General features: G+C 42.5%; 9 protein-coding genes. 5 read left to right on the forward strand and 4 right to left on the reverse strand.

All coding sequences use genetic code 11. The annotated features are described in order from the left end of the window. Nucleotides 1-8: 8 nt before the first annotated feature. The 5 genes from AAEY94_RS00095 (at nt 9) to recD (ending at nt 13,002) form a co-directional block, all read left to right on the forward strand. Nucleotides 9-1,127 carry a DUF58 domain-containing protein gene (locus AAEY94_RS00095; RefSeq protein WP_350976359.1) on the forward strand — a complete coding sequence of 373 codons (1,119 nt, stop codon included), beginning with the start codon at nt 9-11 and terminating at the stop codon, nt 1,125-1,127. Continuing rightward, entirely contained in the window at nt 1,124-3,181 is a 2,058-nt protein-coding gene (locus AAEY94_RS00100) for a transglutaminase TgpA family protein (protein WP_350976362.1), read from the forward strand. The genes AAEY94_RS00095 and AAEY94_RS00100 overlap by 4 nt, the downstream gene beginning before the upstream one ends. 103 nt (nt 3,182-3,284) lie before the next feature. Beyond that, nucleotides 3,285-7,082 (forward strand): exodeoxyribonuclease V subunit gamma, encoded by a 3,798-nt coding sequence (recC, locus tag AAEY94_RS00105; protein WP_350976364.1) that lies wholly within the window; start codon nt 3,285-3,287, stop codon nt 7,080-7,082. Continuing rightward, nucleotides 7,082-10,945, forward strand: coding sequence for a UvrD-helicase domain-containing protein (locus tag AAEY94_RS00110; protein WP_350976367.1), 3,864 nt, complete (start codon nt 7,082-7,084; stop codon nt 10,943-10,945). Before recC ends, AAEY94_RS00110 begins: the two co-directional genes overlap by 1 nt. Next, a complete protein-coding gene (gene recD, locus AAEY94_RS00115) occupies nt 10,939-13,002 on the forward strand; it encodes an exodeoxyribonuclease V subunit alpha (protein WP_350976369.1) in 2,064 nt (687 codons plus the stop codon). The genes AAEY94_RS00110 and recD overlap by 7 nt, the downstream gene beginning before the upstream one ends. Nucleotides 13,003-13,926: 924 nt before the next feature. Here the strand turns inward: recD and AAEY94_RS00120 are convergent. The 4 genes from AAEY94_RS00120 to AAEY94_RS00135 all read right to left on the reverse strand — a co-directional run bounded on the left by AAEY94_RS00120 (nt 13,927) and on the right by AAEY94_RS00135 (nt 18,519). Then, a complete protein-coding gene (locus AAEY94_RS00120; protein ID WP_192115981.1) occupies nt 13,927-14,262 on the reverse strand; it encodes a hypothetical protein in 336 nt (111 codons plus the stop codon). A 402-nt stretch (nt 14,263-14,664) separates the two neighbouring features. Continuing rightward, complete coding sequence (locus AAEY94_RS00125) at nt 14,665-15,066, reverse strand: hypothetical protein (RefSeq protein ID WP_350976373.1); 402 nt, start codon at nt 15,064-15,066, stop codon at nt 14,665-14,667. Between the two features lie 502 nt (nt 15,067-15,568). Further along, entirely contained in the window at nt 15,569-15,919 is a 351-nt protein-coding gene (locus AAEY94_RS00130; RefSeq protein WP_162022753.1) for a DUF4870 family protein, read from the reverse strand. 995 nt (nt 15,920-16,914) lie between these two features. After that, nucleotides 16,915-18,519, reverse strand: coding sequence for a methyl-accepting chemotaxis protein (locus AAEY94_RS00135; RefSeq protein WP_502959369.1), 1,605 nt, complete (start codon nt 18,517-18,519; stop codon nt 16,915-16,917). Nucleotides 18,520-18,641 lie beyond the last annotated feature (122 nt).

Raw genomic sequence — 18,641 nt, forward strand, 5'->3', positions numbered from 1 at the left:
GCAAGCACATGGCTAAATCGACGACAGCAAACAAGCACTCTTCAGCAATCTATGCCAATGGCGCTATTAAGCCGTCTCGGTTACGTCGGTTAATTCCAGCATCGTTAACCCAACGCTGGTCAAGGTGGATAAGTAAACGCCTGCCACCGCAAAAGCAAATTACCCTCAGCCACAAAGGTATTTTTATTCTCCCCAGTGGTTTTGGATTAGTGTGGATTGGGTTGATCGTTTTACTGTATTTGTTTGGCACCAATTATCAAAATAACTTGGTGATTGGCTTAAGCTTATTGCTCGCCAGTGTGTTCCATACTTGCATAATTTACAGTTATAAAAATCTTGCAGGGTTAACATTTAATGCCGTCACGCCACCGCAAGGTTATGCCGAAGACAGCATGCCATTTCCCATCATGTTAACCGGCCATACACGCCAAAATAATCCCGATACCACCCACCAGCAAATTTGCTTGCAATTTAGTTACCAGCGCCATGTTCGGGTTAAACAAATGCACGAGCAAACCATTGCGATTGTGCCGTTTGAACAGCCTAAACGTGGCAAATTAAACCCTGGGCGAATCAAAGTCTCATCCTACTTTCCGTTAGGATTATGCCGCGCATGGTCCTATGTCGACTTAAATATTCATCATGTTATTTTCGCTAAACCAGAAATGTGTGATATCGAATTGGCAAGCCATATTAGCGATAATGATAACCACAATGAACATGGAAAATTGCGCCCAGGTGTTGACGACTACAAAGGCTTACGCAGCTATATTCCCGGTGAATCACTTAAACAAGTGGCGTGGAAAAAATGGGCTCAGGGCAAAGGCATGTTATCCAAAGAATTTGCTGAGCCAGAAGGATTACCCGTTTGGTTAACCTTGGCCAACACATCGGGCAATGACATTGAACACAAGCTCAGTAAATTAGCATGGCAAGTCGATAAGTTAAGCCAAACTCAGCAAATATTTGGCTTAATTCTGGATGAGCATATTATCAATCAGCAAACAGGCGAAGCCCATCGAGTGGCTTGTCATACCGCCATTGCAACTTATCATGCACCCACACATATGAATCCCAATTTTAATCCAGGTAATGTGGCAACCTCATCCGTGGGTGAACCATCATGACCGATAACTTTGATGCCATCATTAGCCGTAATACCTTGTTTTGGTTGTTAATCACCAATGTAGCCATCCTCAGCCCTTTGCATCAACAAGCGACCTTATGGAGCATTGGTATTTGTGCCATTTGTTTTGTTTGGCGCGTGGGGATTTTTCTCGGCAAAGTAGCCGCTCCGCCTAAACTATTGGTAACCACTTTGGCCATTGGCGCCGCAACCACCCTCGCCTTAGTGTCGAGTGAAATCGGTTTGCTCAATGCGTTGGTGAACTTATTAATTTTAGGTTACGCGTTAAAATATATTGAAATGCGCGAACTGAGAGATGTTAAAGCCATTGTGTTAGTCGGCTATTTCCTTATCGGCCTGACCTTGCTTGATCAACAAAGCATGCTTAATACCCTGCACTTATTGGCGGTAGCGGTGCTCAATACCGGCGTATTAATAAGTGTTTATCAAGACAAATCGAACAAAGTCGCTAACCTCAGTTTTAGCCTTAAAATAATATTACAAAGCCTGCCGTTAGCCATATTACTGTTTGTGGTGTTCCCACGCCTTGGGCCATTATGGTTAGTGCCTAATATGAAAACGGCCAAGACAGGTTTGTCTGATGAAATGTCATTTGGTGACATTAGTAAGCTCACTCGCTCAGCAGAATTAGCCTTTAGAGTGGGTTTTGATAATCCAGATGGCAGCACCCTAGGACCTGCCAATCAGGATTTGTATTGGCGTACTCTGGTGATGGAAAATTATGACGGCAAAACCTGGCGTCAAGACCCCAGTATTCAACAAATTCAGCGACAAGCATACTTTAACAAGCCCATGCGCCAAGCCCCTAATAACGTTGCTAATGCTAGCAGTAAAAAAATCGACTATGTGGTCATTAGCGAACCCAGTCATCAAAAATGGCTATATGGCTTAGATGAAGCGTTTAGCAGCAATGATCAAGTGGTTGAATTAGCAGATTATCGCTTATATTCGTTAAGGCCTGTCGATCAGCGAATGAGCTATAGAGTGACCTCATATCCTGAGACGATCATGGGTCTCAAACTCGACTCAAATACCCAACAGCTAAACCTTGCGTTGCCAGCCAATAGCAATCCAAAAACCCGAAAACTCGGTTTGCAGTTCGCCAAAGATTATCCAGATCCACAAGCGCGTATTAATGCGATGATGAATTACTTTGCTGAACAAGCCTATTACTACACCTTGAGCCCGCCTAGTGTTGGCGAGCAACAAATTGATGATTTCCTGTTTGAAAACCGTGCAGGATTTTGTGCTCATTACGCCTCTGCGCTAGTGTTTATGGCGCGCGCTAGCGGCATTCCGACCCGTATGGTGACCGGTTATCAGGGCGGCGATTATAATGCTAAAGCGGGCTATTACAGTGTTTATCAATACATGGCCCATGCGTGGACCGAAGTGTGGTTTGAAGGCCAAGGTTGGCAGCGTTTTGACCCTACCGCAATGATTGCACCGCAGCGGGTATTAGATGGATTTGACGCCACCTTTGACAGCCAAAGCAGCTACTTACAAGACAGCCCTTTTAGCACGCTGCACATGAAACAATACCCATGGTTAAATGAATTGCGCCAGCAATTTGCCAGTGTCGATTACTACTGGAGTGTGTGGGTATTAGGTTTTGACGAGCAACGTAAACAGCAAGTGTTAGCAACATTATTGGGTGATGTTAGCAGCACCAAAATCGCCTTACTAATGATTTTTAGCTTCATCATTATCGCACTGGTTATTGCCTATTACGCCGGGTTATTCAGTGTTGATCGTCAACAAGATCCGCTTAATAAACGCTATCAACTCATTTGCCAACGCTTAGCGAAAAAAGGCATCGCCCGTCAACAAGGTCAAGCACCGTCTGCCTACGCCACAGCGGTTAACGCACATTTAAGCGCCCTTGCCCCTCAAGTGGCAGCGGACTTTACAGCCCTAAGCGAAGCCTATATAGCACTTAAATATCAACCGCTGTCGGAATCACAAACCCAGCAACAGCAACAACACTTTAAGCAGTTGTATCGCCGATTACGTTTACGACTGCTGCGCAATTGAACTTGTGCACAACATCAGCAATCATCCTGATTATTAACGGTTTTGATTGATGATTTAAGGCAGAGTCCATAGAATGAATTAATCTCAAATTAGCGGGTCGCCCATGCTTACTTTAATTCAATCTAATCAGATGGAAGTGTTATCTGAACAACTGGCCAAACTGTTGGCTATTCGTTTAGATAACGTCAGTTTATTAGCCAGTGAGCATGTGTTAGTTCAAAGCCCGGGGATGTCGACTTGGCTGCGTTTAGAAATCGCTAAACACAATGGTATCGCCGCCGCATTATCGTTCCCGTTACCCTCTAGTTTTACTTGGCAGTTATGCCACGACCTGCTGCCCGATGTACCAAAAGATAACGCTTTTACCAAAGCGGCAATGACCTGGAAGTTAATGGACTTATTACCAAGTCTGCTAGATAACCCAGACTTTAGCCCGCTCAAACAGTACTTATCGCCTCAAGTTGATAACACTTCTGATATTGCTAATGCAGATATGCTTGATACAGATGTAGACGCGAATACTGAAACTGATACCGATGCTAATACAGCAAACAGCCACGCCATATTGCAGCTCAATCAATCACATGATGCAATTAAGCTATTTCAATTGTGTGGTCGCATTGCCGATATTTTTGACCAATACTTGGTTTACCGCCCTGAGTGGATTTTAGCGTGGGAGCAAAACCAGCCGTTATCAAGCATCGACAACCGCCTAGCATTAGATGAAAACCAACAATGGCAACCTATCCTGTGGCGAGCATTAATTGACTATAACCAACATCATTTGCATGCCAGCCATTATCATCGCGCCAATTTACATGCCGATTTAATTGCAACCTTGGCCAATCCAGATACCGATTTATCGATGTTGCCCGCTCGCTTATACGTGTTTGGTATTTCGTCCATGCCGCCACAAACCCTCGATGTGCTGTACCATTTAGCCAGTCGCATTGATGTCATTATGCTGTCTCTCAGTCCTTGCCAGCATTATTGGGGCGATATTATTGAGCCGAAAACCCGCGCCCGCATGGCACTGCAATATGCCAATAAAAAACAACTCGACCAAGACTGGGAAGACAAACTCGAAGTAGGTAATCCTATACTGGCTAATAATGGTCAAATGGGCCGCGAACTGCTGGATTTATTACTGTCTCTGCCGCCAGAACACACCGATTTTGGTTATGACTGTTATGTTGAGCCCGAGCCGAATAATCTGCTGCACGGGGTGCAATACGATATCTTACAAATGGAAACACTTGGTGAACCATTAGGGCCAAACGCCAGTTTGTATCAAGATATTCATGCCCGCCGCACCTTATTACCAAGTGATGACTCAATTACCTTACGCAGTTGTCACAGTGCCCTACGTGAAGTTGAAACCTTACATGATCACCTGTTAGAGCTGTTATCAAGCAACAGCGACTTAAGCCCTAAAGACATCGTGATCATGATGCCCGATGTCGCGGCGTATGCACCGTATATTGATGCGGTATTTGGCACCGCCAACAGTCAGTATTTTGCCGACAAAAATCCGCAAAAAGGCGATTACTACATTCCCTACGCCATTGCCGACAGGGGCGCAGCGCAAGAGTCACCGCTGATTAATAGCTTTTTAAGCCTGTTAAATATCAATCAAAGTCGCTTTGGCCTCACAGATATTATTGGTATTTTAGAAGTGCCTGCTATTTTGCGTCGCTTCCAACTCGATGATGACGAATTGTCATTAATCCGCCGCTGGCTAGACGATGCGAATGTCCGTTGGGGCCGCAGTGAGCAAACTCGTAGCCAACTAGGTGTGCAGCCTTTTACGCAAAACTCATGGGCATTTGGTATTAAGCGTTTAATCCTAGGCTACGCTTTTAACGACGATGCCGATATTTATCGCGATACTTTAATGGTACAAGGCATTGAAGGTCAATCATCGCAGGCATTAGGTAAGTTGCTCAACTTTTTAGAAACCATCGACACTTATTTTAACTTATTTGCCAATGACTACAGCACCGCAGAGCGTCTTGAACAATTACAACAACTACTCGCCGATTGCTACGACACCACAGATGACGAGCGTGAGCAAATCCAAGCCATTCGAGATGCATTAGTCACCCTAGACACTGAGCTTGAAAGCGCTGGCCATCAAGGCCAAGTCGATATTGAAGTCCTAAAGCAGTGGTTTAATCAGCGCTTAACTGAATCTCGGGTCGGCCAGCGTTACCTTGCTGGTAGCGTGAATTTTTGTACCTTAATGCCAATGCGCTCAATCCCCTTTAAAGTGGTGTGCTTGCTGGGAATGAATGACGGCGTTTACCCGCGGGTTCAACATCCTGTCGGGTTTGATTTAATGGCGCATTTTGGCCCTAAAAAAGGCGATCGCTCGCGCCGATTAGACGACCGCTACCTATTTTTAGAAGCATTACTGTCGGCCAGAGAGCAGCTTTACATCAGTTATATTGGCCACAGTGAGCGCGATAATGCTGAGCGCATTGCCTCAATGCTAGTGTCTGAATTGGTCGAATATTGCCAACTCAGCTACCTACCGCAATCCTTACAGCTACAGCTTGAACAGCAAACAGACATCAACCTTGATGATGCCGATAAAGCCGTACTGGCACAGCTTATTCAAGCACAACCTTTGCAGCCTTTTGACGCTAAACTTTTCCGAAAAACACCACTATCTGCGCATAGTGTGAATAAGCTGCAACATAGCTTTAATGCCCAATGGTGCCCACCACCAGCCAATGCGACCATTAACAATCACTTTTTTGAGCAAGCATTACCTTTGTCGGCTGAACAGGCGGATGAAGTGTTTGCCCATACTCATATTAATAGTGAAGGCATTAAAGTGGTCGAACTCGAATTGTCGGCATTAATCCGTTTTTATCGTAATCCAGCGCAATTCTTTTTCAACCGCAGTTTAAAAGTCGATTTATCACTGGATATTCAAGCCGATGACAATGACGAACCGTTTAGCTTAAATGCACTCGAACGCTATTTATTGCAATCACGCATGCTCGACAATGCCATTGAACATCAACTCGACAGCCCAGATTTCGAATTACTCAGCAAGCTCAAAACCAGCGGTGAATTGCCCATGGCGCCGTTCGACGACTTGTTAATTAATCAATATTTACGCGATATATCGCCGTTGATTAATCGGGTGCAGTTTTTACAAGACCAACAAACCATGCACACGCTGAATGTGGATCTTAACTTTGATTTACCGATGCAGGATTTTCCAGCGCATGCTCTATCTGTGCAGGATTTACCAGCACAAACAAATCCAGCCCATTCGTCCACCGTGCGAGTCAATCTTGTCGGCCGTATTGACGACATTCTGCCTAAAGGCTTAGTCAATTACCGCCCCGGCACAGCCCACGGACGAGATTTTATTCGAGTGTATTTACGTCATTTATGCATCAACGCCATGGCAAATTCGTTCACCTCAGGCATAGGTAAAAATCAATTCAGTTACTTACTCGACATTGGCCATTTTCATGCCTTTGCGCCTATTACTGCTGAACAAGCGCAGGCACAACTCCTGCGCTTTATCAGTGGTTTTATTCAGGGGCAAACTCAACCCTTGTGCTTTATGCCTAAAACGGCCTTCGCCTATGTTGAAACCGATGGAGACCATGAAGAAAAGCTACTTAAAGCCCAGCAAAAATGGGATGACGGCCAAAACCAATTCGGCGAAGGGCACGACCCACATAACCAGCGTTTATTCCATTTCCCAGAAGACTTTAGCGAAGCTAGGTTTGGTGCATTAGCCATCCATTTGCTGCAACCCATGTTAAGCCAGTATCACAAAGATAAATTGGCAGAATTAGACACTTTTGTCAGTGGCACCGCGGTCGATATTCAAGCGCAACTCATCGCCAACGCAGCTAAACTAGGAGCGCATTAATGGACGCTATTACCGTGACACCGCTTAATGCCCTCACCTTACCTTTTAGCGGTTCCAGCTTAATTGAAGCCAGTGCTGGTACAGGGAAAACCTATACTATTTCCGGTTTGTATTTACGTTTATTGTTAGGCCATGGTGGTAAAGCACCGTTAAGTTGTGAGCAAATTTTGGTGGTAACCTTCACCAACGCCGCCACCGAAGAACTCAGAGACCGAATTCGTAAACGGATTAACTTAGCGTTTAAACGCTTTTTAGGTTTAGCCGTAAACGATGAGTTTATTGAACAGCTTTACCAAGACATCTCGGAAGATGAACGTCCTATTGCGTTAAGACGCTTAGACTTAGCGTTAAAGTCGTTAGATGAAGCGGCCATTTTTACTATTCACGCCTTTTGCCAACGCGTGTTGTCAGACATGGCATTTGAGTCGTCATTGCTATTTGAGTCCGAATTTACCCTCGACGACAGTGAGTTTTTACACCATGCAGTGCGCGATTTCTGGCGTGAAGTCTGTTATCCATTACCGCCCTTTTTAGCCCAAGCCATTAGTGATGTGTTTGCCGAACCTGACGTGTTAGCGCAAAAGCTGCGACCGTTATTAGGTGCAAGCCAAGCGGTGTTGTCAAAGCAGCCTCTGGCCTTTGAAACCCTGCAACAACAGCTAAGCCAAAGTATCAGCCGCTTTACCTTATTGTGGCAAAGCCTGCACGACAGCACCCTTGAATTATTGCAATCGCTGCCATTAAACGGTCAACGATTTGGTAAAGGCGCCGACGGCTACCCTAAACTTAGCCAACTGTTTGATAGCATTAGTAACTGGGTGAAATTCGGTCAAGGATTACCGCCAATAAAAGCGCTGGAGCAATTGGCATTATCAGAGCTTAAACTCAATAAAGGGGGCGTTATCCCCAGTGCTGCTGAAGCGCCGTTACTTGAGCATATTGAGCGCTTACTTGAGTTGATTAATCAGCTTATTCCGTCATTTTTAGTGCGCGCCCGTGAGGGAATTCGCCAACGCTTTGCTGGCCAAAAACAGCAACGCAATTTAATGACACCCGATGACCTATTGCTCAGCTTAGCCATGGCGCTCAGCCAAAATCCAATCACCCTAGCCCATGCTATTGCTAAGCGTTTTCCGGTCGCATTAATTGATGAGTTCCAAGACACCGATCCACTGCAATTCACCATTTTTAATCAGGTGTATCAACAGCCGTTAGCATCACAGCTGGACTTAGCCGCTGATACCACTGTGCACAGCCAAAATGATGACAGTAAAAGTAATGACGACATTGGTAATGACAACAACGATGATGATGCTAACAAGGGGCGCTTAAGTTTATTAATGATTGGCGATCCTAAGCAGGCTATTTATGCTTTCCGTGGCGCCGATATTTACACTTATATTGCCGCGCGCCAACAAACACAGGCCCATTATAATCTTGACACCAATTACCGCTCATCGACTCAATTGGTCAATGGTGTTAATCAGCTTTTCAGCCAACACCAAGACCCGTTTATTAGCCAAGCTATCCCCTATGATATTGTTAAAACCCCATCATCGGCAGCCAATAAACACCTGAGTGAAGCCACAACCAATCCAGCGGCGTTGCGGATCCGCTTATTAGCCGAAGACGATGTAAATGGCTTAAACAAAACTACCGCAAGACAACGCCTAGCAGCTGATGCTGCCAGTGAAATAAAGCGCTTACTCACCGAAGCGCAACAGGGATTATGCCGAGTTAATACCAGCCTTGAACAGGAAGCTAAACCGCTCATTGCCAAAGACATTGCCATATTGGTGCGCGACCGTAACGAAGCGGCCGTGATGAAAGCGGAATTATCAGCACGTAAAATTGGTGCGGTATTTTTAAGCCGAGACAGTGTATTTAACACCATTGAAGCCCGTGAAATGGCTATTTTATTGTATGCCTTAGCCACGCCTAAAAATGAACGTGCTATCCGCGCCGCGCTGGCCACTGAGCTTGTTGGTTTTAATGCCCAGCGGATCCATCAATTTAACCAAGATGAAGAACAACGTCAGCAGGTATTAGATCAATTCACTCATTGGCATCAGTTGTGGCAACAACGCGGCGTTATGCCTGCGCTGCTTAACTTTGCCAGCGAAACTAAACTGATCCATCGTTATCTGTCGCAATCTGTCACGGCTGACATCAATAGTGTTGATAAACATAACGCTAATGCTCACCGTGATAGCAGCAATAATGACAACAGTTATAGCAGCAATAGTGACAACAGCTTTAATGATGCTGATGACGACAACGCAGCAGATCTTAAAGCCTCAGGAGAAAGACGCTTAACCGACTTTAGGCATTTAGCCGAATTACTGCAGCAAAAGGCCACTGAGCTAGATGGTAGCAGCGCCCTTATCAATTGGTACGAACAACAACTGATTGGTAACAATGGCGGTGATGAGCAGCAATTGCGCTTAGAAAGCGAACAGAACTTGGTGCAAATTGTCACTATTCATAAAAGTAAGGGCTTAGAATATCCGGTCTGTTTTGTGCCGTTTGTCAGCTTAGCCCGCGGCAATAAAAAACGCCCTGCGCCGATGATGTACCATAAAAATGAGCAGCTCATTTGGGATATCGACGCCACCGACGAAGGCTGGGAACAACTCAAACAAGAAACCCTCGCGGAAGATTTACGCTTATTGTATGTGGCGTTAACACGGCCGGTTTACGTGTGTTATTTGTATATTGCCAACCAAAGCCGCCAATTAAAGGCGGGGATCAGCAGTCAATTGCATGAAACAGGTATCGGTTATCTGTTGGGTATTACCGACAAGAAAACCGACTTTGCTCTTATTCAAGCCAAAGTGAATGCCATTGCCACCTTACCAGCGATGAGTGTGGAATGTTTAAGTAATGATGTTGACGATTCAGTGCTCGCCGATATTAACGACAATAATGACATTCTAGCGGCCAAAAAAGTCACTCGAGTACAGAGCCTTGCGTGGCGAGTGGGCAGTTATTCTGGCTTGGTGAAACATCTGCCTCACGAGAGAGTCGCACCCGGTGCCGACGATGAAGACTTCACCGATGAGTTAATCCAATTACAGTTACAAGATGAACTCACCAGCGAACCCGTACTTGATCGCTTTACCTTCGAGCGCGGTGCCAATGCCGGTAGTTTTATGCATTTAGTGTTAGAACTGTTTGATTTTACCCAAGCAGATACTGAACTGACGCCTGCGCTAACAAAAGCCATGAAACAATATGGGTTTGACGAAGCCCTATGGCAACAACCGCTAATGGACTGGTATCAGCAAATATTGGCCGCGCCGCTGTTTATCAAGCCATCGTCAGAGGACACATCACTGATATTAAGCCAATTAGGCATGAAGCAAAAAATGGTCGAAATGGAGTTTTACTTGCCTATTTCAACCTTACAAGCATCGCAATTAAATCATATTTTGCAGCAGCACGGTTATGTCGCCGGACTCGACTTTGATACCTTAAAAGGCATGTTAAAAGGCTTTATCGATTTAACCTTTGAGCACCAGGGCCAATTTTATATTGCCGATTATAAGTCTAACCATTTGGGCAATAACTATAGCGACTACACTCGCTCAGCCATGGCTAAAGCCATTGATGCTCATCGCTATAATTTACAATACATCTTGTATACCTTGGCGTTGCATCGTTACTTATCGCTTAGATTACCAAACTACAATTATCAGCAACATATTGGCGGCTGCTATTACCTGTTTTTACGCGGCATGCATCCTGAGCATCCTGGCGCGGGGGTGTTTTATGACAAACCACCGCAAGCATTAATCGAACAACTCGACCGCTTATTTTCAGGTAATACAGACAATCGTGCGCCGGAGACGTCATCATGCTAATACTCACCTATCCAATCACTGAGTTATTGCACCTTTGGCAAGAACAGCGGCTCATTACCGCACTCGATCGTCATTTTGCTTTAGAGCTGGCCAGTATTGAAACCATCAATAACGATCCCGCAATAAGCGAACAACAGCCGCAACTGTTCTTGCTTGTTTGCGCCATGCTCAGCCAGCAATTGTCTAATCAGCACAGTTGTTTAGTCATCGAGCAAATTGATTTAGCCAACCCCATGGCAGAAGACAACCGCAGCAACGCTGAAATCAATTGTCGGATTGAGCTTAACCATCAACAATTGATTGAACAAATCGCGCTATTTGATGCAGTCGGCCAGCCCGGTGACAATAAACCGATGATTTTTGAACATGGACGCTTATATTTAAATAAGTACCACTTCTTTGAAACTCAAGTGGCGGCTAAGTTGACCCAATTAGCCAATCAACAGATTGAAATCGACCTAGCTAACAGTAATCTGCCGCAACTCATTGAATGTTTATTTACCGCAGAAGACAGTAATAGCAGCCCGTTTAACTGGCAAAAAATAGCCACGGCAACAGCGTTGGCAAAAGCATTAGCGGTGATCACTGGCGGCCCAGGAACCGGTAAAACCACCACAGTAACTAAACTATTATTGTTACTGTTAACCCAATCGCCACTAACAATCCGTTTAGTCGCGCCCACAGGCAAAGCCGCAGCTAGGCTGAGTGAGTCTATCAAGGCGTCTAAACATCGTTTACTGCAACAGCTAACCCAAGTGAGCGACCCTGCATTGGCGAAAGTATTAATCGATTCGCTAAAACAAATACCTGAAGAAGCTTCAACATTGCATCGACTATTGGGGGTTATCCCAAACTCGTACCAATTCAGGCATCATCAGGATAATCCGTTGCGCTTAGATTTACTGGTGGTCGATGAAGCGTCGATGGTCGACTTACCCATGATGTACAAATTACTCAGCGCCCTATCGTCTCATGGTCGTTTGATATTGTTAGGCGACCAAGATCAACTCGCATCAGTAGAAGCTGGCGCAGTGCTCGCCGATATTTGTGTTGGCTTAAAACAAGCTAATCAGCATGAGGCATCGCCATGGTCAATGCGTTACAGCGCAGCACAGGCAAAGCTCATTGAGCAATTAACCCAACAAAATGTCAGTCAGTTTATTCATCAACAGCCTAAAATTGGTGACAGTTTGTGTATGTTGATGCACAGCCATCGTTTTAAAGGTGATGCAGGTATTGGGTTATTAGCCAATGCGGTTAATCAATCAAATGTGCATGCGATTCGTCAAGTATGGCAACATGATCATGCCGAATTGAATTGGTTTGAACATCAGCATAATGCCCAGGGAGATAACACAGGTAAACAAGCGTTATTGGCATTATCGGTACAGGCTTATGGTGAGTATCTAAGTTTGGTACAAGAAAATCAGCAAAGGATAAATCAACAGGCCATTATCGATCAAGCGGATCGACAGGACTGCGCCATAACACTACCGCATTCTGAACAAACCATCATCGACAGCTTTAACCAATATCGAGTCTTGTGTGCCATGCGAGCTGGAGAGTTTGGGGTTGAGGGAATGAATATCGCCATCACCGACAGCCTTAAACACGCCAAACTGATTAATCCCCAAAATGAGTTCTATTTAGGCCGACCGATCATTATTCAAAGTAACGATTACAACTTAGGCTTATTTAATGGCGACATTGGTTTAATCTTGCAAGACAGCACTAAGCCAAGTCGCTTAATGGCCCATTTTGTTATGGCCGATGGCAGCCTGCTTAAAGTATTACCCGCACGCTTACCCAGCCACGACACTTGCTACGCCATGACAGTACATAAAAGCCAAGGCAGTGAGTTTGATAAAGTCAGCTTTGTATTGCCGCATAAACCCAGCTCCGCCCAATGGCAATTACTCAGTAAAGAACTGCTTTACACAGCCATCACCCGCGCCAAAAATCATTTTTATTGTTTAGGCACGGGTATGATATTTGAAAAAGCCAGCAAACAAGCAACATCGCGTGCATCAGGGCTAGCTTGGAGATTGTGGGGTTGATTGCGGAGCTGATTATAAAGATAGTAGTGAGCGCTATTTCAGGGTAAGCAAGTGCTCAATAACAAACAGATAATGACGACATAATATTGATGACAACGGGAAACTCATAGTGCCGATGATTAAGCGAGACTTCGGCGGTTGATTTTCAAAATCAGCTTCCATGTGAGCTTAGCCAAAACATCCATGTTTTGGATACTCGCTAACTCATCGGCATCTATCATTTTATTATCTTCGATTTGGCTTTTTGTGACTAACTTAGGTAATTTGTTATGCTCCTTACAAGCTAGTGTAGCTATCATTAACTTCAACGTTGATATACCTCTGCTTATTATCCAATACAATTGAAATAGTAATAGCATGTAAGCTTGAGCTTTCATCTCGAATTATTCACTGAAATCTATTGGTATATTTGTCATAAGTGAAAGGGATATTTTGGGCGTTAAGATAATGCTCAATAGCTTAGCATCATCTCCAACTTTCAAGCTTTGAACAATATTTCTCTCAACCTGTTCCGAAGTTGATTCAGCTTTTTGTCCACATCCAAATAAAGAAGCGATAAAGAATAAGACGATGTAATAATTACGCAAAACTTGAGCCTCTCTTTGGCACATAACGTTTTAGCATTTGTGCGATGCGCACTTTGCATGCCGCAAACAGCTTGGTAGACTTGCCCTATGTCGAGTCAAGGTTAATTGATAAGTTTTATACTAAAGGAGTTTTCTTTTTTGATATCGGCTCTGGGCTGAAGAGCAATTTTGAATTGATTACAAGGCTTGATTTGTACTTATTTCATTGAAATCCCCTTGCCATTGTGGTATTCCAACACATCTTTTCTAAGTCTAGTTAATTCAATAACTGTAGTTCAATCTATTGAAGTATCATTTTGCTCCGCGCAACAGCTTAGTTCAACACCAAATTATGTTGCTAGTTTGAAGAAACATACATAGCCCAAGATCCAAGAGCAAAAATACTGCCAAAAATAGTTAGTATTGAACAAATTTTAGCTAAAACAGACCATATTTTTTTCCCTTGATATGTACTCGCAGACTTCCAGACAGCAATACTAATCAAGATAAAATAAACGGACTTTAAACAATCTCCGATAATTAGCGACTCTACCGTTGTTAATTTTGAAACAATTAAACTAATAATTACACTTATTAAAACGAATCCAGCCCAAAAGACATCAACTAATCTAAAACTACCGGAAAATAGTTTTTTAACAAAATGTTGTTTTTCTTCTAATGCAACATCATTCATTTCGAATCTTCCTTTTGCAACAAGGCAAATCTATGCCATTCATTTTAAGACAATTAACATAACTGCTTTTAGCGTTGATTGCGATAGCTTTCTGACTATTCAAATGTACAAATTGAACGCAAATCATCAACAAACTGAGAGATAGTGGGAAATGGTGAGCAATGAGGTAAACCTAACGCAGCACTAGCAGCTTAATTGATATTAAGCGGGAAAAAATATTATTGTTTTAGTGCTAGATCCAACAATTATGAGTGGCCATTCTTTAGTACTCTTATGTCTAAATACACGACGAATTGACTGCTAACCAGCATACGAAGTAGATTGATTTAAATTTGACTGCAAAAGCAGCCAAATAAGCTAAGCTCGCCTATTGAATGGCGGGAGGCTCATATATGTTATATTTTAATTTACTTTAGTTGCATTAATAACGATTGAACTACAATCACCAGTAACATATGGGCCAAGAACAAACTTTAACGATGAAAAATGATACTCTAAATCACAATATTCATATATTGATTCCAGCTGTGAATTTTTTGTATAAAACCGTGCAACAATAAGTTTTTCATTTTGTTGAAGAATTAAAGCTGAATTAGACGATAAAGAACTTTTCACATCTTCTTGTTGTGTCCCAACCTTAGGTTTTGGTGCTTTAACAAAAGTGGCAATTAAAGCATCTTTTACCTTTAAAGGGTTACTTTGCTCAGCTTTCATCACTTCTTTGACTTCAGGCTCGCTGATAGATGAACATGCACTGATTAACAATATCAATATCGTCACCAATCCAACTCTACTTTTTTTCACTGAACGCTCCTTAAAATATAACGTTTTAGTATTTATGCGTTGCGCTGTTTGCAAGACATAAATCGCTTGTTGGACTTGGCCGATGACTAGTCCAAGTTAATGGGCATGCTTCATGCTATAGGAATTTGCTTTTTTTGATGCTAACTTTGGGCTACAGAGCAGTTTCGAGTCAATTGATATCGAGTAGTAGATAAGTTTTTCATTGAAATTCCTTTTCATCGTATTTTCATACATCTTTAAGCTTGGCTGGTTCAATGAGGGTTATACACTCAATTGAAGGCTCCGCGCAGCGGCTTAGTTCAACAGTTTTTTGACAAAAATCAATCAAGCCACCCATTTTTATTGCAAATAATCGGGTGGCTTTTTTTGCTTCCATTCTTGATCTGTTATTTAGTGGATAAAGAGTAATATCCCAAGTATTAAGGCTGGTTCAACACTTGGGATAAGGACGCAGCTTAACGCAGCCGATCCCTATTTGTTAGGTTGTTAGGCTGTTAGGCTGTTAAAATAACCAACCAGTAGGGTTCTCAATTGGTTTTTCCAGTTCAAGTGCTTTCATGCCCTTAAGTGAGCGAATTATTAGCCAAACCGCCCAGAATAAGAGTACAAACCACCCAATGATAACTAAGGATAAAATTGAGCCTAAGAAGATATAAATAGCACCAATCCAAAAAGTCCTAATTTGAAACTGATAATGGGTTTTTAACCACTCAGGGGCATCACCTTTATTGATGTAAGCCATTACTACACCGATTATACCTGTAATACCAAACAGTAAACCTACCATGTAAAGTAAGTAAACTATTTTGGCTTGTTCCTTAGTCGTTGGAACATTTTCTACTACTTCACTCATCTATTTTATCCTTTAATTGTGATGAATTTTATAATTGATTCTTCAATATTTGCTGAACAAGAAACTATGCCTCTCATTTTTAAGACAATTAACATAACTGCTTTTAGCGTTGATTGCGATAGCTTTCTGACTATTCAAATGTAAAAATTGAACGAAAATCATCAACAAACTGAGTGGCATATGGAAACTGATGAGCAATACGGTTGAGTTAAAGCATTCGCGGCTTGGTTGATATCAAGCACAAAATGAGGTTATTGTTTCAGTCTGAGCTCTAGTTTTAAAGGTTAAGTCTTAAGCACACAACCCGCGTTGGCAGTTCGATGATCCTTGTGCTCGCTTTCGCTCTAGATGTTCGAAATATTCTGTTAAAGCTGGTAATGCCTCGAAAAAAACTTTAAATAATGAGCCAAACTCAGTGGTGATTTTTAGCCCGTTTTAAGCGGAAATATTAAGTCTATTGAGAATATCTTGGCTATCTGAGCTAATTGCACTGCGCTTATCCTCTCGAATAATTCGCCCTGTATTATCTACCTGCACAATATAATCGTTAACGCTGAGCACCAATCCTTTAGGCATATCCTGACGTTCATTACTGACACAAGCCAATAAGCCTGCTGGTTGTTTACCTTTTATCGCTGAGTTAATTCGGCGTTAAATACAGATGTAATAAGATATTTCTACTATGGTAGTCATCTTGAGCCGGATGTGCCTTTCTGTTAGTGAATAGATGTCGACATAAGCCATAAAGCCCACACTGCCGCTTCATCTAATAACGCTTGGTTTTTTATAAAGGAATAGGTAAATCTGCCCTCCCACAAATTAGTCGGGAACGAGTAAAATCTGCCAGTGCACTTATCTTATTTATTGGTCATTGGGGCAAGCTGCTCATTCAAGAAACGCATAAGCCAACTCATTCCAAGCCCACTCATTAAAGTGGGTTTCTATTATAAGTCTTTTGAACAAATTATAGGCAGCTAGAGCGAGTTGAGCTCAACTTATTCACTTAAAAAAGAAGCTAACTCATCAACATGAGATTGAGTTTCATTGATGAGTAGGCCAATTTGAACCGCGGCGTCATTTGACGTTTTCGCAAGATTACGAACTTCGTCCGCAACAACGGCAAATCCACGTCCGGCTTCACCCGCTCTTGCTGCTTCGATGGCTGCATTGAGGGCTAATAGGTTTGTTTGATCGGCGACCGCATTAATAGTCGTTACCGTATTTTGAATTTTACTCAACACAGTAGACATCGTATTGTGCGTTTCGGTCACTAACTTATTACGAGAAGAAACATTACTACCAAAAACAATATACTTAGAAATATTTCCATTCAAATCCGTAATTGAAGAAATAACACAATCTAAAATCACTTCATTCCCTTGATGAGTCAGTTTCATCATGACTGCTGTCGGTTCGCCTCGTTGGATCATCTGCGTACGAGAATGATCTAAATGGTCTTTTAAATTTCCCACTACAGTTTGCATTTGTACATCGTCGTGTAAATTTAACTGCTTTTTAGTATAGTCATTAGCTGAAATAAACTGACCACTTTGATTAAACTCTAACACTGCCGAATGACTGCTTATTGCATCTCTTTGATTAATCTGTTCTAACACAATACGTTTGATTTCACGCACATCAGAGCTCACACCAACAAAACCTGTGTGCTCACCCTTGTCATTAAAAATCGGATTTACTGCCAATACAATCCAATATGGCACCCCATGTTTATCAAAATTCAATATCTCTTCATAGAAAGCTTGTTTTGCTTTGAGCTTTTGAGATATGCGCTTAATCGTTTCTTTGTCGGTTTGTTCTCGTTGCAAAAGTATACCGGGTTTTTTGCCCTTTACCTCTGCAAGGGTCAAGCCTGAAAGTTTTTCAAAACCAGGGTTTACATATTCAACTAAACCATTTTTATCAGTGATCAATACACTAGTGCTAGTGTTACTTACCACCTTTGATAACATTTCAAATTGCTTAATGTGCTGGTTTTGCTCTTGATGGGATAATACATAGGCGGTGAACTTTTGATTACCAGAATTTATTTGATGGCGCGCCACATGAACATAGACCTTATATTGCTCAGATAAACAAAGTAGGTGTTCTTTATTGTTAAACCCATTTTTTAACGTTCTCTGTAAATTGATATCTGCTTGATTTAAATAAATAGAGTCAGTATTTACGGGATCCAAATTAGCTGTTACTAACTTTTCATTGTTATCAAATACAACATAGGCCTTGCCACTGAAAGCTAATAACTCTTGCCACACACTTTCAGTTAATAACGGTGTTGATACAGCATCAAACGTATAAAGTGAGCAAGACTCTAAGTTTTTATAAGTCAGTTGGATAACTTGCTGACTAAGGAGTAGGTTTTCATCACAGCGAATAGTTTTGCTGCTACTGTCATAACGAGTAAGCAATAAAGTAAAGGTTTGATTATGATCAGCTTGTTTTAAGCGCTTGCTTAATTGATTAAAAGCATCATTAACGACAATAATATTTTGCTGAGCATCGACCACAACAGCAGCTGACTGATGCGTGGTAACTAGCTGCAATGCCAGCGCTTTCCTACTAATTTTTGAACTAAACCACATAATAGATCTCTAATAAAAAAGTAACAGCGTCAGTACGTTAGTCGAGCGCTAATCGATCACTATTTAGGACTCAGTAATTGGGATCATCGCAATAACTGGTTTGGTCTTTAAATTATTAGATT

Source organism: Shewanella sp. AC34-MNA-CIBAN-0136 (genome assembly GCF_040309945.1).
In the GTDB taxonomy this organism is placed as follows: Bacteria; Pseudomonadota; Gammaproteobacteria; order Enterobacterales; family Shewanellaceae; genus Shewanella.